Source organism: Ruminococcus sp. 5_1_39BFAA, from assembly GCF_964240875.1.
In the GTDB taxonomy this organism is placed as follows: Bacteria; Bacillota; Clostridia; order Lachnospirales; family Lachnospiraceae; genus Blautia_A.
On record NZ_CAXSVO010000004.1, the window covers coordinates 1 to 15,647 of the forward strand.

Genomic DNA, 15,647 nt, shown 5'->3' on the forward strand with positions numbered 1-15,647 from the left:
ACAAGTCTATATTCAGTTGTAATTTATCCTAAAATCCAACGGGAGTTGGATGATCTAGGCTAACCCCGAGAAGTTATAAATTTGGAGGTCATTCTTATTTTTATTAAATAACTTTGAACACTCTCGGCTTTCGCCAGTCTTTGCCATCTCTCTTGCCGAGACACGGCAGGCGGTGCTCAACCCCACAGGAACAGCCATTGACCATTCCTGTGTTTTGCTCACGCATATGAATAATCGTAATGAAACGGATTATCACCCAATTTGTACACCAAATTTAGAGAGACATTTTTTTCCAAGATTTCTTGCTGCGTTTAAGTCGGAATTTCCCTGATGTCCGTTTTCGCATTTGAATTCATTTGTTTTTCTGTCTATGGAAATGACCTTTCCCTCACATTTGGAACAGATAGAGCGGAAGGCTTTGGTTTTTACATCAAGAGTTGCAATTCCTTCGCTCCAGGCCTTGTAAGTAATGAAGCGGCGTATGCGCCCATTTAAATGCAAAGAGTTCCATCCGGCAGGGATGTTCGACTCTTTTAAGAGATGATCATCATTGTATTTTGGAAAAACAATCGTTGAGACATCATGGTCTCTGCAGAACCGTACAATATCCGCGCTGATTTGGTGCGCTTTAGTGTCAAGTACATGTTCCTGTTTTATCCTGTATTTCCTGCCTGCCAGTTCAACTTTATCCGGGCCGGATGATACCTTTGATTTCTCAATTTTTTTCTGAAGCTCGTTACATTGATGGATATATTCTCTTCCACCGCCCCAGAATTTCACAGCGAGCTCCTTTCCGCTTGTGTCCAGCACCGAGCCCACCGCAAAGATATCGCTGTTGGCAAACTGGATAGCACAGATATTCTGGTTTTCGCTGATTCGCTGCCCTATGGTTCTTCCGTCTCCTCCATATTCCTTGACCGGAACATGAAGCATAACAAATTTGCGTTCTATTACTACAGACGGAGATAAAATCTGTCCTTCAGACGGGAGAGACCTTCCATAAAGACGACATCGCATCCATTTCCATTTACTTCCATCGAATACTTTTAATGTAATCTCTGAAGAAGAGAAATCCCTGTACATACCCTTGTAGTAATTGACTGTAGAATTTAGTTCCGCAGCCGCCTTTTCCGATTTTTCATCATTTCTGGAAAAATAGCTTTTGGCGGCGGCTATACCTGCATTAGCTGCAGAACGCCGAAAATAAACGGGGACTTTTTCCCATGGAAGCGGCATTTCCGGGGTCCTGCCGTTTCTGCCGGGAAGACTCAGGATTTCCAGTTCACGCAGGGTATGCTGGCTATCTAACTCCCTAAGCTGTGGATATTTCAGAAGCATATTATAGTAAAACTGTTCAACCTGGTTATATAGCTCCTGAGTCTGCGAAAGCCATTCCGGATGACGGCAGCAAAGGCGGAGACAATATGTAGTGATGCTGAAACATGTTTTTCCGCTCATAAAAATGTGTCTCACCTCTTCTTTTCCGTCATATGTCCAAAAATAAATTATATTATAACTTATCTATTTATTATTATTTCTGTCGCTTATCTCTTCCATAAGCGACATGACCTGATTCGTGTAGGTGATTCTTGTTCCCTACAAACCTTAATCAATAATATCATGACACTACAACTCTGTCAAGTTTCAATACTGCCTATATTTTCTCTGAAATTTTCCTTATATTCTCTTTTTTGACAAATTTGCCATATCATTTATTTCTTCCGCGCTCATACCAGATAAGTCAATGACCAATAATGTAAATGGTAGTGATAAGGGGGCAAAAGGATCATAGTTGTATTTTCTTAGCCGGAAAACGTCTTTAATTTTCTATCATGTCGCTTATGGAAGAGATAAGCGGCTTTTTTTATACTATAACAGTTTTATTAGCGCACAAAAAAAGACCACCCAGCGTTTATCCCGGTGGTCCGCAAAAAAAATCAGGGGAATCAAGAATCCCTGAATCCCCTGATCGTAAGAACTTTAATTAGTCCTCAACTTTGATAATCTCTTTTTTGTTGTAGCTTCCGCATGCCTTGCAGACTCTGTGAGGCATCATAAGTGCGCCGCATTTGCTGCATTTTACTAAGTTCGGAGCGCTCATTTTCCAGTTTGCTCTTCTCTTATCGCGTCTTGCTTTGGAAGATTTATTCTTTGGGCAGATGGACATTGTCAGTTACACCTCCTTAAATTTACTGAATATATCACTGATAGCTGCCATGCGGGGGTCTTTCGGCTCATCAACGCATCCGCAGGGACCGTCATTGAGGTTTTTCCCACACTGGCTACAGATTCCTTTGCAGTCTTCTTTGCATAAAACCTTCAAAGGCCAGCTCATCAGCACCTCGAGACAGACCAGTTGGTCTACATCCAGGTCCATACCGGTGAGATAGCTGCTCTCATCCAGATCATTTACACGCTCTTCATCCGTGAGCTTTAAGTCGAGCTTCCTCTGAAACTGCAAAGGAATATCTACGGAAACCTGCTCCAGACATCTGTCACATGGAATCCCGACGGTGATCCGCCCGGTTCCTGTCAGCTCCAGAACCCTTTTTCCTGTATTCGTGATAGTAAGCTCTACCGGTTCTCTGTCAAGAACTGGGAAAGTACCTAACTGGAAGGTGATGGAATCCATCTCAAACGGTACTGATTTCTGTACACATTTCCCTTCGCTGGATGAAATATCTGATAAATGTATCTGCATAATTATCTCCTATCCACACCTAGACAATTATACATACCAATCCAGTATTTGTCAACGCTCTTTTGGATTTTTTTATTTTACAAGCGCAACAGTATCACGGCAGATAGCCAGCTCTTCGTTGGTTGGGATCACAGCAACCTTAACCTTGGAGTCTGCAGTGGAAATTACCATTTCCTCACCACGTTTGCCGTTTGCTTCTGCATCCAGGGTAATTCCCAGATATCCGAGATAGGAGCAGACTTTTTCGCGAACGTTGCCTGCGTTCTCACCGATACCTGCTGTAAATACGATTGCATCCACACCGTTCATAGCTGCTACATAGCCGCCTACAAATTTTGCGATACCATAGCAGAGAACCTCGATTGCATTCTTTGCATCTTCGTTTCCTGCCTCTGCTGCTGCGTCAAGGTCACGCATATCGCTGGAAACACCGGACATACCCTGCAGACCGGATTTTTTATTCAGAACATTCATGATACCTGCGATATCCAGGTTTTCTTTCTTTGCAATGTACTCCATGATAGCCGGGTCGATATTACCGGAACGTGTTCCCATAACAACGCCTTCAAGAGGAGTCAGACCCATGGTGGTGTCCACACATTTGCCGTTTACAACAGCACTGATGGAGGAACCATTTCCAAGGTGGCATACGATTACTTTGGAGTTGTCCTTGTCAAGTCCAAGGAATTCTACAGCACGTTTGGAAACAAAGCTGTGAGATGTTCCGTGGAAGCCGTATCTTCTTACTTTGTAGTTCTTGTAGTATTCGATAGGCAGACCGTACAGATATGCTTTCGCAGGCATTGTCTGATGGAAAGCGGTATCAAATACGCCAACCTGCGGTACACCCGGCATCAGCTCGGAGCAAACGCGGATACCGATCAGGTTTGCCGGATTGTGAAGCGGTGCAAGGTCGTTGCACTCTTCAACAGCCTGGATCATTTCGTCTGTGATGATCGCGGAGGAAGCAAATTTCTCGCCGCCGTGTACGACACGATGACCGATAGCGTCAACTTCCTTCAGGCTTCCGATAGCGCCTGTTTTCTCGTTTGTCAGAGCGTCCAGAACCATCTGGATCGCCTCTTTGTGTGTCGGCATAGCAGCCTCTGTAATCTCTTTGTCACAGCCTGTTTTCTGGTAAACCAGTCTTCCGTCAATTCCGATTCTCTCGCAAAGTCCTTTTGCCAGAACTGCTTCTGTTTCAGAATCGATCAACTGATATTTTAAAGAAGAACTACCGCAGTTAATAACCAATACATTCATGTTTTTCTACTCTCCTATTTTTATTTCTATCGCTTTCCGCTTCACTGAGCTGCGGAAACTGCTGCAATCCGCAATGCGGACCGCAGCTCATTTTTTGTATGTACAAATTAGTCCTCAGCCTGGCACTGTACTGCTGTAATGGCAACAACACCAACGATATCATCAGCAGAGCATCCACGGGACAGGTCGTTTACAGGTTTTGCAATACCCTGGGTTACAGGTCCGTAAGCTTCTGCTTTTGCAAGACGCTGTGCCAGCTTGTAGCCGATGTTTCCTGCATCAAGGTCTGGGAAGATCAGGACGTTAGCTTTTCCCGCAACAGGGCTTCCCGGAGCTTTGGATGCGCCTACGCTTGGTACGATAGCTGCGTCAAGCTGGAACTCTCCATCCAGTGCAAGGTCCGGATTCTGCTCTTTTGCGATTCTGGTAGCTTCCACAACCTTGTCAACGTCAGCATGCTTTGCGCTGCCCTTGGTGGAATGGGAAAGCATAGCAACAACCGGCTCTTCCTGAACAAGAAGCTTGAAGGATTCTGCGGAGGATGCTGCAATAGCTGCCAGTTCTTCCGGGTTCGGGTTCTGAACAAGACCGGAATCTCCAAATACAAATGCGCCGTTTGCGCCGTACTCACAATCCGGAACAACGATCAGGAAGAAAGCGGATACCAGCTTTGTGCCTGGTTTTGTTTTCAGGATCTGTAAGCATGGTCTTAAGGTATCGGCTGTAGAATGGCATGCGCCGGAAACCATACCGTCTGCATCGCCCATTTTTACCATCATAACGCCGTAGTACAGGTACTGATTCAGAAGGATCTCTTTTGCCTGCTCAGGTGTCATGCCTTTTTTCTGTCTTAATTCAACTAATTTGTCAATATAGCCCTGGGTCTTCTCAGAAGTTGCCGGGTCCACGATCTCTGCACCGGAGATATCATATCCGCTCTCTGCTGCGCTTTTCTTAACAGTCTCCTCGTTACCTACGAGAACAAGCTTTGCAATGCCTTCTTTTAAGATTTTGTCAGCAGCTTCCAAAGTTCTCTTGTCTTCAGTCTCTGGCAGTACGATCGTCTTTACATTTGATTTTGCTCTGTCTTTGATTACATCAATAAATCCCATGATTAAATGGCTCCTTTCGTTTTTCATAGTTAGATTTATTATAACCCCCTCTGCCTTGTATTTCAAGCATTTCAATGGTAGAATATGCCTCAGAAAAGTATTTTTTGAGGTGCAATTCCATGAAAACCGCGGGTATTATTGCCGAATACAATCCATTTCACAAAGGACACGAATACCAGATAAACTATATCAAAGAAAAACTTGGGGCAGATTTTGTGGTCGCAGCCATGAGCGGCGATTTTGTCCAGAGAGGAACTCCTGCACTGCTTCCCAAACATGTGCGGACAGAGATGGCACTCCGGTGCGGTGTTGACCTTGTTCTGGAGCTTCCCGTTTCCGTGAGCACGGGCAGTGCGGAATATTTCGCCAGAGGCGGTGTGGAGCTTATGGATGGGCTTGGCGTTATCGATCAGCTTTGTTTCGGGACGGAAACAGAGGATTTCCAGGCACTGGCTGACCTTGCCGGAGTTTTGCTGGAAGAACCGCCTGCCTATCAGGAGGCGCTTCGCAAAGGGCTTAAGGAAGGGCTGGCTTATCCTGCAGCCAGAAGCCATGCCTTAAGTGAGTTTATTCCCAATGCGGATGAAATCCTCTCTTCCCCAAACAACATACTTGGAATCGAATACGTAAAAGCGCTGGTAAGCCTTGACAGTACGATAGAACCTGTAAACATCAAACGCCGGGGAAACGCTTATCACGATACAAGCCTTCCGGCAAATACCTTTTCCTCCGCTTCTGCTATCCGACAAAAGATTTTTGATGACAGCCATGTAAGCGGGACTATGCCTTTCCACACAGGCGCCGGAGGTGTTCCTCCTGTCTCAGACAATGACGATCCGGCAGATCAACTGGCATGTCAGCTTCCTGCTCCTGCATACCGCTTATTGCAGCAAGCTTTGGAGGAAGGAACCTTTTTGTGTGAAGATCAGATCAGTGTTCTTTTGCATTACCGTCTTCTGGGAGAAGATGCTGAAAGCCTGTGCCGTTATCAGGATATGTCCCCGGATCTGGCACGCCGTATCGTCCAAAAACGAAACCAGTATTGCACCTTCACGCAGTTTTGTATGCTTCTGAAAACAAAGGAACTGACCCTTGCCCGAATCCGCCGCGCACTTCTCCATGTTCTTCTGCACATTGAGAAAGCTCCCGCCTCTATAGGTTATGCGCGCATTCTGGGATTCCGCCGGGACGCAGCCACACTTCTTTCCGCTATAAAAAAAGAAGGGACTCTGCCCCTTATTACAAAATCCGCAGATGTCTCCCTTATTCTGGAAGATTCGGCATTGGATGAATTCCAGCAGACAGCCGCTGCCTCAAATATATATCAGTGCCTGCTCACAGCCAAAACAGGGAAGCCATTTCTCCATGAATATCAAAAGCCCATCGTGATCGTATAACGATGGGCTTTGTCTTCTCTTTATTTTCCTGAAAGGAGGATCCTGTCATTATCCAGAGCTTTTCCGGCTCCCGCATTAAATCTCTCCAAAAGACTGTTCACAGTCATACCATCCCGCTCTTCTCCACTGATATCCAGAACAATATTTCCGGAATCCATCATCAGAACTCTGTTTCCAAGCTCCAATGCAGAGCTCATGTTGTGCGTGATCATCAGACAGGTCAGGTTATTTTCTTCTACAACCCTCTTTGTCAGATTCAGTACGATCTCAGCCGTACCGGGATCCAGAGCTGCTGTATGCTCATCAAGGAGCAGCAGCTTTGGTGGATTCATGGTTGCCATCAAAAGACTCAAAGCCTGCCTCTGCCCTCCGGAAAGAAGGCCCACAGGTTGGGACATTCTGTCCTCAAGTCCCATATTTAACAGGGAAAGCTGCTCACGGAAACGCTTTTTGTCAGCTCTGGAAATACTGGAAAGCCATCCGCCGTGCCCTGCTGCAAGCGCCAGATTTTCCAAAATAGTCATTCCCGGCGCTGTTCCCCTCATGGGGTCCTGATATAGCCGCCCGATGGTTTTTGCACGGACATACTGCGGCCAAAAGGTAATATCTTCGCCGTCAAGCACCACAGAACCGGAATCTGTGAGAAAATCTCCGCATATCGCGTTGAACAGTGTGGATTTACCTGCCCCGTTGGAACCGATGATAGTGGCAAAATCTCCTTTTTTCAGATGGAGAGTCAGGTCCTTTATGGCAGTCTTTTCGTTGACTGTGCCTGCATTAAAGGTTTTTGAAATATGGTTCAGCTTCAGCATCTGTCAGATTCCTCCCTTTCTGTGCGTCATCCTGCGCCGTATCTGCGGCCACTGCCGTTTCAGATATGGACCGGAAATAGCCAGTACAACGATCACGGAGGAAACAAGCTTCAGCATAAATGCCGGCATGTTGAATCTCAGGGCAACCGTATATACAAGGCGGAAAATAAAGGAACCGAGAACCATTCCCACCGCTCTTAATAAAATGCCGCCTTTCCCCATGACAGTGCCGCCGATCAGCAGGGAGGCAAGTGCTATTGTCACCATTCCCTGTCCGATGTTGATATCTACAGATTTCTGTGACTGTGCCAGAAGACAGCCGGATAGTGCCGTGAAGGAGTTTGCGATGCAAAGACCTACAATCGTAGTAAATACCGGGTTGATAGATGAGGATTTTACCATATCCGCATTATTTCCTGTTGCACGGATCGCAAGCCCCAGGCGGGTCTTCAGAAAAAATACCAGAAATGCCACAACCAGGACTACTGCGATAGCTGCTACGATAATCTCGGTGCGGCCCTTGAGAGGCGTTCCGTCAAGAGCATCCTTCATCATGGTAAAAACGGTTGTGGTCCTGTTCATATTCATCAGGGAGGAACCACCCATCACTGCAATGTTGATGGAATACAGACCTGTATTTACAATAATACCTGCAAGCAGGCTTTCCACCCCAAGCTTTGTCTGCAAAAATGCGGTCACAAAGCCGGAGCATACTCCAGCCAGCATAGCAGCCGCAATGGATAAAAAGGGATGTCCCGATATGGCTACGGCTGCCCCCACGGCTGCCCCCAGTGTAAAACAGCCATCCGTAGATAAATCACATACATTCAGCATGGAGTAGCTTAAAAATAAAGCCAGTACCGTAAGGGAACAGATCAGTCCCAGCTTCAGGGCTGTCTCTCCAAGTGCAAGTGCAGTAGTGAGTGTCACAATGTCTTCCTCCTAATCCTCATATTTCCGTAAGTGTCAAATGCCCCGCTGTTACGCGGGGTCTTTGACTATTCTTCTTCTAACTCATCGAAGCTTTCAGCAGTTGTAATCTCGTTTACCTGTGTGCAGAGAGGCTCAAATGCTTCTTTAATCGCTGCAAAATCAAGTCCCAGTGCCTCGCAGGTTTCTGTGTTTACTGTTGCAGTACCGTTATCAAAGGTCATGACAGGTGTTTCTGCCGGAACTGCGCCGTCTAACAGGATGTCTGCGATCATATTGGCTGTCTCTACACCCAGATTAGCGTAATCCACGCCGTATCCAAGGAAAGCACCGTTCAGGGCAAAGGAATCTGCTCCTGTGTAATGCGGGATTCCTGCCTCAATAAAGGTTTCATAAATGGAAAGCTCTGCAGTCATAATGGTATTATCGGTTGGGGTAAATACAGCGTCAACACCGTCTGCCACAAGTGCCTCTGCAGCAAGCTGTACCTCATCTGTGGTGGTTCCGGTACGCTCTACATATTCTATTCCTTCTGCGTCCAGATATTCCTTTGCAGCCTCAATGGGAGTTGCGGAGGAATCCTGTCCAACATCATACAGAAGACCGATCTTTTTTGCTTCCGGGTTTGCTGCGAAGATCAGCTTCATCACGGATGCCGTGTCAAGATAATCGGAGGTTCCTGTCAGGTTCGCACCCGGTGCCTCGTTGGATTCCACAAGACCTGCTCCTTCCGGATCTGATACGGCTGAAAATACTACCGGGGTATCGGTTCCCTCTGTAGCTGCCTGCATACGCATAGCTACAGGAGTGGCAACGCCTACCATCAGATCCACGCCGTCAGCCTGGAAATCTGTGATGATCTGCTCCATAACATTTGCATCCGCATTACAGTTGTCATAGGCAATATCAAAGGTCACGTCCTTCTCCTCACCGATCTCTGCCAGACGTGTCTGAATATTGTCTACGATCTGGTTCAGGGATGCGTCATCCACGTAATTGCAGATACCGATTTTAAATTCCTCTGCCATAACCGGTGCTGTCATCATTACGGATGCGATAGCTGTTGCAGATAAGCATGTCATTAATTTTCTTTTCATAGTAGTTTCTCCTCTCTCTTCATAAAAATTTTGTCATGGGGGGGATATTTTCCCAGTCTCCTTTGTCTGTGAGAAAGAGTGAGTGACCAGCTATAAAAGAGTTTTATATTTTTCTTATAATACAAAAACCGCCCCAAGCTATGCTTGAGACGGTAATAAGAATCTTATTATCGCGGTACCACTCAAATTGACGAAACGTCCACTTTCTCATGTACAAACATACACTCCTGATTGGTAACGGGTTCGGTTCCCGTCGGCTCCTACTCTCCTGATAAAAATTTCGGGCCGCCCTCGAAAGGCCATTCATTCATCAGCTTCATACGGGCTTCCACCACTACCCGCTCTCTGGGATGTCACTTGAAGAATTACTATTCTTTCTCATCGGTTTAACTGCCTTTTACTTTAGCACAGTGCCGCAAGAATGTCAAGTGTTAATTTTTGAAGCTGTGGATCGGTGCAGGGATGCGGCCTCCTCTTTCCACGAAAGCTTCACAGGAGAACTGGTTTACCGGCATGATCGGTGCATAGCCTAAAAGGCCTCCGAATTCCACGGTTTCTCCCACTCCCTTTCTGATTACCGGAATGAGACGCACGGCTGTTGTCTTCTGGTTTACCATACCAATAGCGGCCTCATCCGCAATAATGCCGGATATGGTAGAAGCCTTTGTATCACCCGGAACCGCGATCATGTCAAGTCCCACGGAGCAAACACAGGTCATGGCTTCCAGTTTCTCCAGGGAAAGCGCTCCTTCGTTTACCGCATCGATCATTCCCTGATCCTCGCTGACCGGAATGAAGGCACCGCTTAAGCCGCCTACGGCTGTAGATGCCATCACGCCGCCTTTTTTCACCTGGTCATTTAACAGTGCCAGGGCTGCCGTCGTTCCCGGTGCTCCTGCCCTCTCCAGACCGATTTCTTCCAGGATCTCAGCCACACTGTCTCCAATAGCCGGAGTCGGTGCAAGTGACAGGTCCACAATGCCGAATGGCACCCCAAGTCTTTTCGATGCCTCCTGCGCAACAAGCTGTCCAACACGGGTAACCTTAAACGCCGTTTTCTTAATGGTTTCGCAGAGGGTCTCGAAATCCTTTCCGCGAACCTTTTTCAGTGCGGTTTTTACTACTCCGGGACCGCTGACGCCCACATTGATGATGCAGTCAGCCTCTGTCACACCGTGGAAAGCGCCGGCCATAAAGGGATTGTCGTCAGGCGCATTGCAGAATACCACCAGCTTGGCGCACCCCAGAGAATCCTGATCCTTGGTCGCCTTTGCAGTTTCCAGCACGATCTCTCCCATAAGCTTTACTGCGTCCATATTGATGCCTGTTTTTGTGGAGCCTACGTTTACAGAGCTGCACACGCGGTCCGTACAGGATAATGCCTGCGGAATGGAGCGGATGAGCATTTCCTCTGCCGGAGTCATCCCCTTACTTACCAGGGCTGAAAAGCCGCCGATAAAGTTTACTCCTACGGTTTTTGCCGCTTTATCCAAAGTTTTTGCTATAGATACAAAATCCTCTGTGCTTTTGCAGGCAGCACTGCCCACCAGAGCAATGGGCGTTACGGATATCCGCTTATTTACAATGGGAATTCCGTATTCCATGGCGATCTTGTCTCCGGTGGATACCAGGTCTTTGGCTTTTTCTGTGATTTTATTATAGATTTTTTCGTTCAGCTTCATAATGTCGCTGTCGACGCAGTCAAGAAGGCTGATACCCATGGTAATGGTACGCACATCCAGATTTTCCTGCTCGATCATTTTATTTGTCTCATTTACCTCAAAAATGTTAATCATAGGTCACGCTCCCATATTATTCTCCTGAAATCTTCCATTTTCTGCGAATGCTATCTCGTATGCTTCGCATACTCGATGTTCGCTGCGCTCACATAGATTTCCTGCGAAATTCTTTTGACCGCCAGCGGTCAACGAATTTCTCCTGAAATCTGCATTCGCTTGTATGTCATATCCTGTGCATTTTATTGAAAATGTCTTCGTGCTGGCAGCGGATAACAACGCCGATCTTGTCTCCTACCTCTGCAAGCTCTTTTGCCAGAGTTGCGATATCCTTATCTGACTTGCTGGTATCTGCCACCATCATCATATTAAAATACCCCTGAACGATAGTCTGTGAAATATCCAGAACATTTACCTGATTGTCAGCAAGGTAAGTACATACCTTTGCAATGATTCCTACGGTGTCGTTTCCTACTACGGTAATGATCGTTTTTTTCATGAGTCTTTTCCTCCTGTATTTGACCTGAGCGGTCATATTTTGTAAAGATTTGTATGTAAACTCCTAAATCGTAACAACCTCTGAAACACAGTCTCTTTTTGCCACCTGGATCCTGAAATCCCGGGACTGGTACGGATTATCCCCCAGCGTCACCTCAGAGCACACCGTCTCATAGGCAAGCGCTTCGTAATTATTCTCTTTGCTCAGATGTCCCAGAAAAACGGCTTTCAGATTGTCATGCAAAAGTCTGCAGAGAAGACGCCCTGCATTCTCGTTGGACAAATGACCTCTGTCGCCCAAAATCCTCTGTTTCAGATAATAGGGATATTTTCCAACCTGGAGCATCCGGATATCATGGTTTGCCTCCAGCAAAAGCGCGTCCAGATTCTGCAGATTATCTACAATATAATCATTATATTTCCCAAGGTCCGTTGCAATCCCCACAGACTGCTGTCCGCATTCCAGGCGGTAACCCACTGGCTGAGCCGCGTCGTGCGGAATGGTAAAGGGATGAATGGTCAGATCCTTGATCTGAAATGGCTCATCCTCACGGATCTCATGGAAAATATCATCCGGAAGATTTTTCATGGTTTTCATCCGGCTTATGGCATCTGCCGTGCCTCCTGTTGTATAAACAGGAATATGGTACCGTCTGGCGATCACACCCAGTCCGCTGATATGATCCGAATGCTCATGGGTGATCAGGATCCCGTCAATGTCCCTGCCAGTCAGCTCCATATTGTTCAGCCCCTGCTCAATACGCTTGCCGCTTATTCCCACATCCACCAGCAAGTGAGTTTCCTCAGATCCCACATAAATGCAGTTTCCGCTGCTTCCGCTGGCAATACTACAAAGTCTCATTCCTTTTTACCCCTTTTAAAATGCAGTCAAAGGTTTCCCCAAGATTGCCGTTATTTTCAATCACATAATCTGCATGGGCACGGAAAAATTTCTCCGATGCCTGGCTTGCAATAATGTTCTCTGCCTTTTCTCTTGTATAGCCCCGGCTTTCCATCAGCCTGGCGATACGGATCTCCCTGTCTGTATGTACATACCAGACTTCATCGCAGAAATCCTGGTAATTGTCCTCCAACAAAAGAGCCGCTTCCACAATGCACAGATTCCGCCTTCTCTCCCGCTGTTCCTCCAGACTTCTCCGTATGTACCTTTTGACAGCCGGGTGGATAATGGCATTTAACTTTTCCAGTTTTTCCGGCTGAACAAATACTACATCGGAAACCATCTTCCGGTCAATAGTTTTATCGTTTTTTATGATTTCTTTTCCAAATAACCGGATGACAGGCTCATAGCATTCTTCTCCCGGCTCCATAACAAGGTGGCCTACTTTATCAGCCTGAATGACAAATGCGCCGCACTCTTTTTCCAGAAAAGCGAGCACCGTACTTTTGCCGGCGCCCACTCCTCCTGTGATTCCAATCGTTCTCATTTTATTTTGCCTCATACCAATTGCTTCCCTGGTGCATATCCACCTCCAGCTCCACTGAAAGATGGGCAGCTCCCTTCATTTCTTCCTCAAGGATCTTTGAAACAACCGGTACTTCCTCTTTCCATGTTTCTATCAAAAGCTCATCGTGTACCTGCAGAACAAGGCGGGATTTCAGCCCTTCCTCCTTCAGTCTCCGATGCACACGGTTCATAGCGATCTTGATGATATCTGCCGCTGTTCCCTGGATGGGGGAATTCATGGCGACACGCTCCCCAAAGGAACGCTGCATGAAATTGCTGGACTTCAGCTCCGGAATAGGCCGTCTGCGCCCGAACATGGTGGACACATAACCATTCTCCTTACCCTGCGCTACCATTCCATCCAGAAATCCTTTGATCTTCGGATAGGTTTCAAAATATTTTTCTATATAATCAGCAGCTTCCTTTCTGGTAATGCTCAGATCCTGGCTCAGTCCAAAGGAGCTGATGCCATACACGATCCCAAAGTTTACAGCCTTTGCATTCCTTCTCTGAAGCGGCGTTACTTCCTCAAATGGAATATGGAAAACCTGGGACGCCGTAAGTCTGTGAATATCCTGTGCTTCCTTATATGCCTGGATCAGTTTTTCATCTCCCGACATATGTGCCAGAACCCTCAGCTCGATCTGGGAGTAATCCGCATCGAGAAAAACAAATCCCTCCTCCGGCACAAATACCTTGCGGATCAGTCTGCCAAGCTCCATCCTCACCGGAATATTCTGCAGGTTTGGCTCAGTACTGCTGATACGCCCTGTTGCCGTAATGGTTTGGTTAAAGGTGGAATGGATTCTGCCGTCCGGCTCGATCACATTTCCAAGACCGTCCGCATACGTGGATTTCAGCTTGGTAAGCTGTCTGTATTCCAGAATGTTGCTGACAATGGGCTGCTCAGGAGCAAGCTTTTCCAAAATATCAGCGGCTGTGGAATAGCCTGTTTTCGTCTTTTTCCCACCCGGAATACCCATTTTTTCAAATAAGATCACCCCAAGCTGCTTGGGCGAGTTGATATTGAACTCTTCCCCAGCCTGTTCATAAATAATCTTCTCCAGTTCCTGAATACGGACCATTAGCTTGTCGCCATAGATTTTCAGTTCCTCGCCTCTCACGGCAATTCCCCATTTTTCCATGGAATCCAGAGTAAATACAAGGGGCAGTTCAATATCCCTGTAAACCTCCCACATTCCTTCCTTTTTCAAAGCATCCGTCATCGGCAGCATAGTGGCGAGCGCTGCGTAAGCCTGGTAACAGGCAAGATTTTCAAGCCCCTCCATACTCTCCTCCCATGCTTTTTTCACGGACGCTTTTCCCAAAAGATCTTCCCTGGAAGGGAGAAGCTTTCCTCCCAGATATTCTTTTGCCAGATCATCAAATGTGTAAGATGATTTCAAAGGATTCAGAAGATAGGCCGCAACCTGGCTGTCAAATACCCTGTCACTGAATCCAAGCTCCACATGCTTCAACATGGATTTTATATCAAGAGAGCAGATCACAGCCGTTTCACCAAGCTTTTGGAGTTTACCACAGAGATACTCCCCAGTGATCAGTCCTTCAACAGGAATATAATAAACTTCTTCTTTTTCGGTGCTGCCCATGGAAATGCCCAGACCGTAGACATTTTCCTTATCTGCCATCAGCGCGATTCCCGCCGTTCCTTTTTCTGCCGCTTTTTCAAACAGAGCCTCACAGCCGGATAAATCCCGGCAGGTAAAAAACTCCATCGCCATGGACTCTTCTGCTACAGCACATGTATCGAACCGTCCCAGCAGATTTTTGAAATCCAGCCGCTTGCACAGCTCATATGCCTCCCGTGTATACAGATTTTCCAGCTTTGCCGCTTCGTAGGAGAATTCCACAGGACTGTCTGTATTGATAGTAGCCAGTGTCTTGCTGAGCTGTGCCATATCGTAATGCTCACGCAGGGATTCCTTCGCCTTGTTCGGCTTGATCTCCTCAAGATGCGCATAGGCATTCTCAATGGTTCCGAATTCTACGATCAGTTTCGTAGCCGTCTTCTCTCCCACCCCGGGAATGCCGGGAATATTGTCGGATGTATCTCCCATCAAAGCCTTCAGCTCAATGATCTGCGGCGGTGTCACCTGGTATCTGGAAAGGACATCCGCTGCATGGTAATCCTCCACCGTTGTTTTTCCTTTTACCGTTTTCGGCAGGCGGAGAAGCACCTTCTCAGTGGCAAGCTGCAGCAGATCACGATCCCCCGAAAGGATGGTCACATCCATGCCCCTTTCCTCACTTTTTCTGGCAAGGGTTCCAAGAAGGTCATCCGCTTCATAGCCTTCCAGGGTTACTATATTGACTCCCATTGCTCCCAGCATTTCTTTTATCAGAGGTACCTGCTCTCTCAGCTCCTCCGGCATTGCCTTTCTGGTACCTTTATATCCGTCATAAAGCTTGTGCCGGAAGGTTGGTGCATGAAGGTCGAATGCCACAGTCAGATACTCCGGCTTCTCCTCCTCAAGCACTTTAAAAAGCATATTCAGAAAGCCATATACAGCACCTGTATGCTTTCCCTCGGAATTCGTCAGGTCGGGCAGACCGTAAAAGGCTCTGTTCAGAATACTGTGCCCGTCTATCAGTAATATCTTTTCACTCATCTT

General features: G+C 46.9%; 14 protein-coding genes and 1 other annotated feature. Of the genes, 1 reads left to right on the forward strand and 13 read right to left on the reverse strand.

The window, feature by feature from the left end; all coding sequences use genetic code 11:
• Nucleotides 1-252: 252 nt before the first annotated feature.
• The 5 genes from ACESZH_RS06950 to pta all read right to left on the reverse strand — a co-directional run bounded on the left by ACESZH_RS06950 (nucleotide 253) and on the right by pta (nucleotide 5,076).
• Complete coding sequence (locus ACESZH_RS06950; RefSeq protein ID WP_373213691.1) at nucleotides 253-1,458, reverse strand: zinc ribbon domain-containing protein; 1,206 nt, start codon at nucleotides 1,456-1,458, stop codon at nucleotides 253-255.
• Between the two features lie 526 nt (nucleotides 1,459-1,984).
• On the reverse strand, nucleotides 1,985-2,167 hold the full coding sequence (gene rpmF / locus ACESZH_RS06955) for a 50S ribosomal protein L32 (RefSeq protein ID WP_118509587.1): 183 nt from the start codon (nucleotides 2,165-2,167) through the stop codon (nucleotides 1,985-1,987).
• A gap of 6 nt (nucleotides 2,168-2,173) precedes the next feature.
• Nucleotides 2,174-2,701, reverse strand: coding sequence for a DUF177 domain-containing protein (locus ACESZH_RS06960; RefSeq protein ID WP_373213694.1), 528 nt, complete (start codon nucleotides 2,699-2,701; stop codon nucleotides 2,174-2,176).
• A gap of 72 nt (nucleotides 2,702-2,773) precedes the next feature.
• Nucleotides 2,774-3,964, reverse strand: coding sequence for an acetate/propionate family kinase (locus tag ACESZH_RS06965; RefSeq protein WP_373213697.1), 1,191 nt, complete (start codon nucleotides 3,962-3,964; stop codon nucleotides 2,774-2,776).
• Between the two features lie 107 nt (nucleotides 3,965-4,071).
• Complete coding sequence (gene pta, locus ACESZH_RS06970; RefSeq protein ID WP_373213701.1) at nucleotides 4,072-5,076, reverse strand: phosphate acetyltransferase; 1,005 nt, start codon at nucleotides 5,074-5,076, stop codon at nucleotides 4,072-4,074.
• Between the two features lie 119 nt (nucleotides 5,077-5,195).
• Between pta and ACESZH_RS06975 the strand changes: the two genes are divergently transcribed.
• Entirely contained in the window at nucleotides 5,196-6,473 is a 1,278-nt protein-coding gene (locus ACESZH_RS06975) for a nucleotidyltransferase family protein (protein ID WP_373213703.1), read from the forward strand.
• 20 nt (nucleotides 6,474-6,493) lie between these two features.
• Here the strand turns inward: ACESZH_RS06975 and ACESZH_RS06980 are convergent, their stop codons facing one another.
• The 8 genes from ACESZH_RS06980 to polA form a co-directional block, all read right to left on the reverse strand.
• Nucleotides 6,494-7,285 (reverse strand): ABC transporter ATP-binding protein, encoded by a 792-nt coding sequence (locus ACESZH_RS06980; RefSeq protein ID WP_373213706.1) that lies wholly within the window; start codon nucleotides 7,283-7,285, stop codon nucleotides 6,494-6,496.
• A gap of 3 nt (nucleotides 7,286-7,288) precedes the next feature.
• Nucleotides 7,289-8,218 carry an ABC transporter permease gene (locus ACESZH_RS06985; RefSeq protein ID WP_373214222.1) on the reverse strand — a complete coding sequence of 310 codons (930 nt, stop codon included), beginning with the start codon at nucleotides 8,216-8,218 and terminating at the stop codon, nucleotides 7,289-7,291.
• A 65-nt stretch (nucleotides 8,219-8,283) separates the two neighbouring features.
• A complete protein-coding gene (locus ACESZH_RS06990) occupies nucleotides 8,284-9,312 on the reverse strand; it encodes an ABC transporter substrate-binding protein (RefSeq protein ID WP_373213708.1) in 1,029 nt (342 codons plus the stop codon).
• Nucleotides 9,313-9,454: 142 nt separating this feature from the next.
• Nucleotides 9,455-9,703 (reverse strand) — a binding site (T-box leader).
• A 40-nt stretch (nucleotides 9,704-9,743) separates the two neighbouring features.
• Nucleotides 9,744-11,108, reverse strand: a complete 1,365-nt coding sequence (locus tag ACESZH_RS06995) for a PFL family protein (RefSeq protein WP_373213711.1) — start codon at nucleotides 11,106-11,108, stop codon at nucleotides 9,744-9,746.
• Nucleotides 11,109-11,274: 166 nt separating this feature from the next.
• Nucleotides 11,275-11,547 carry an ACT domain-containing protein gene (locus ACESZH_RS07000; RefSeq protein WP_373213714.1) on the reverse strand — a complete coding sequence of 91 codons (273 nt, stop codon included), beginning with the start codon at nucleotides 11,545-11,547 and terminating at the stop codon, nucleotides 11,275-11,277.
• Nucleotides 11,548-11,610: 63 nt separating this feature from the next.
• Nucleotides 11,611-12,408, reverse strand: a complete 798-nt coding sequence (locus tag ACESZH_RS07005) for an MBL fold metallo-hydrolase (RefSeq protein ID WP_373213717.1) — start codon at nucleotides 12,406-12,408, stop codon at nucleotides 11,611-11,613.
• On the reverse strand, nucleotides 12,395-12,994 hold the full coding sequence (gene coaE / locus ACESZH_RS07010; protein ID WP_373213721.1) for a dephospho-CoA kinase: 600 nt from the start codon (nucleotides 12,992-12,994) through the stop codon (nucleotides 12,395-12,397). Before coaE ends, ACESZH_RS07005 begins: the two co-directional genes overlap by 14 nt.
• Before the next feature lies 1 nt (nucleotide 12,995).
• Entirely contained in the window at nucleotides 12,996-15,644 is a 2,649-nt protein-coding gene (gene polA / locus ACESZH_RS07015; RefSeq protein ID WP_373213724.1) for a DNA polymerase I, read from the reverse strand.
• Nucleotides 15,645-15,647: the final 3 nt, after the last annotated feature.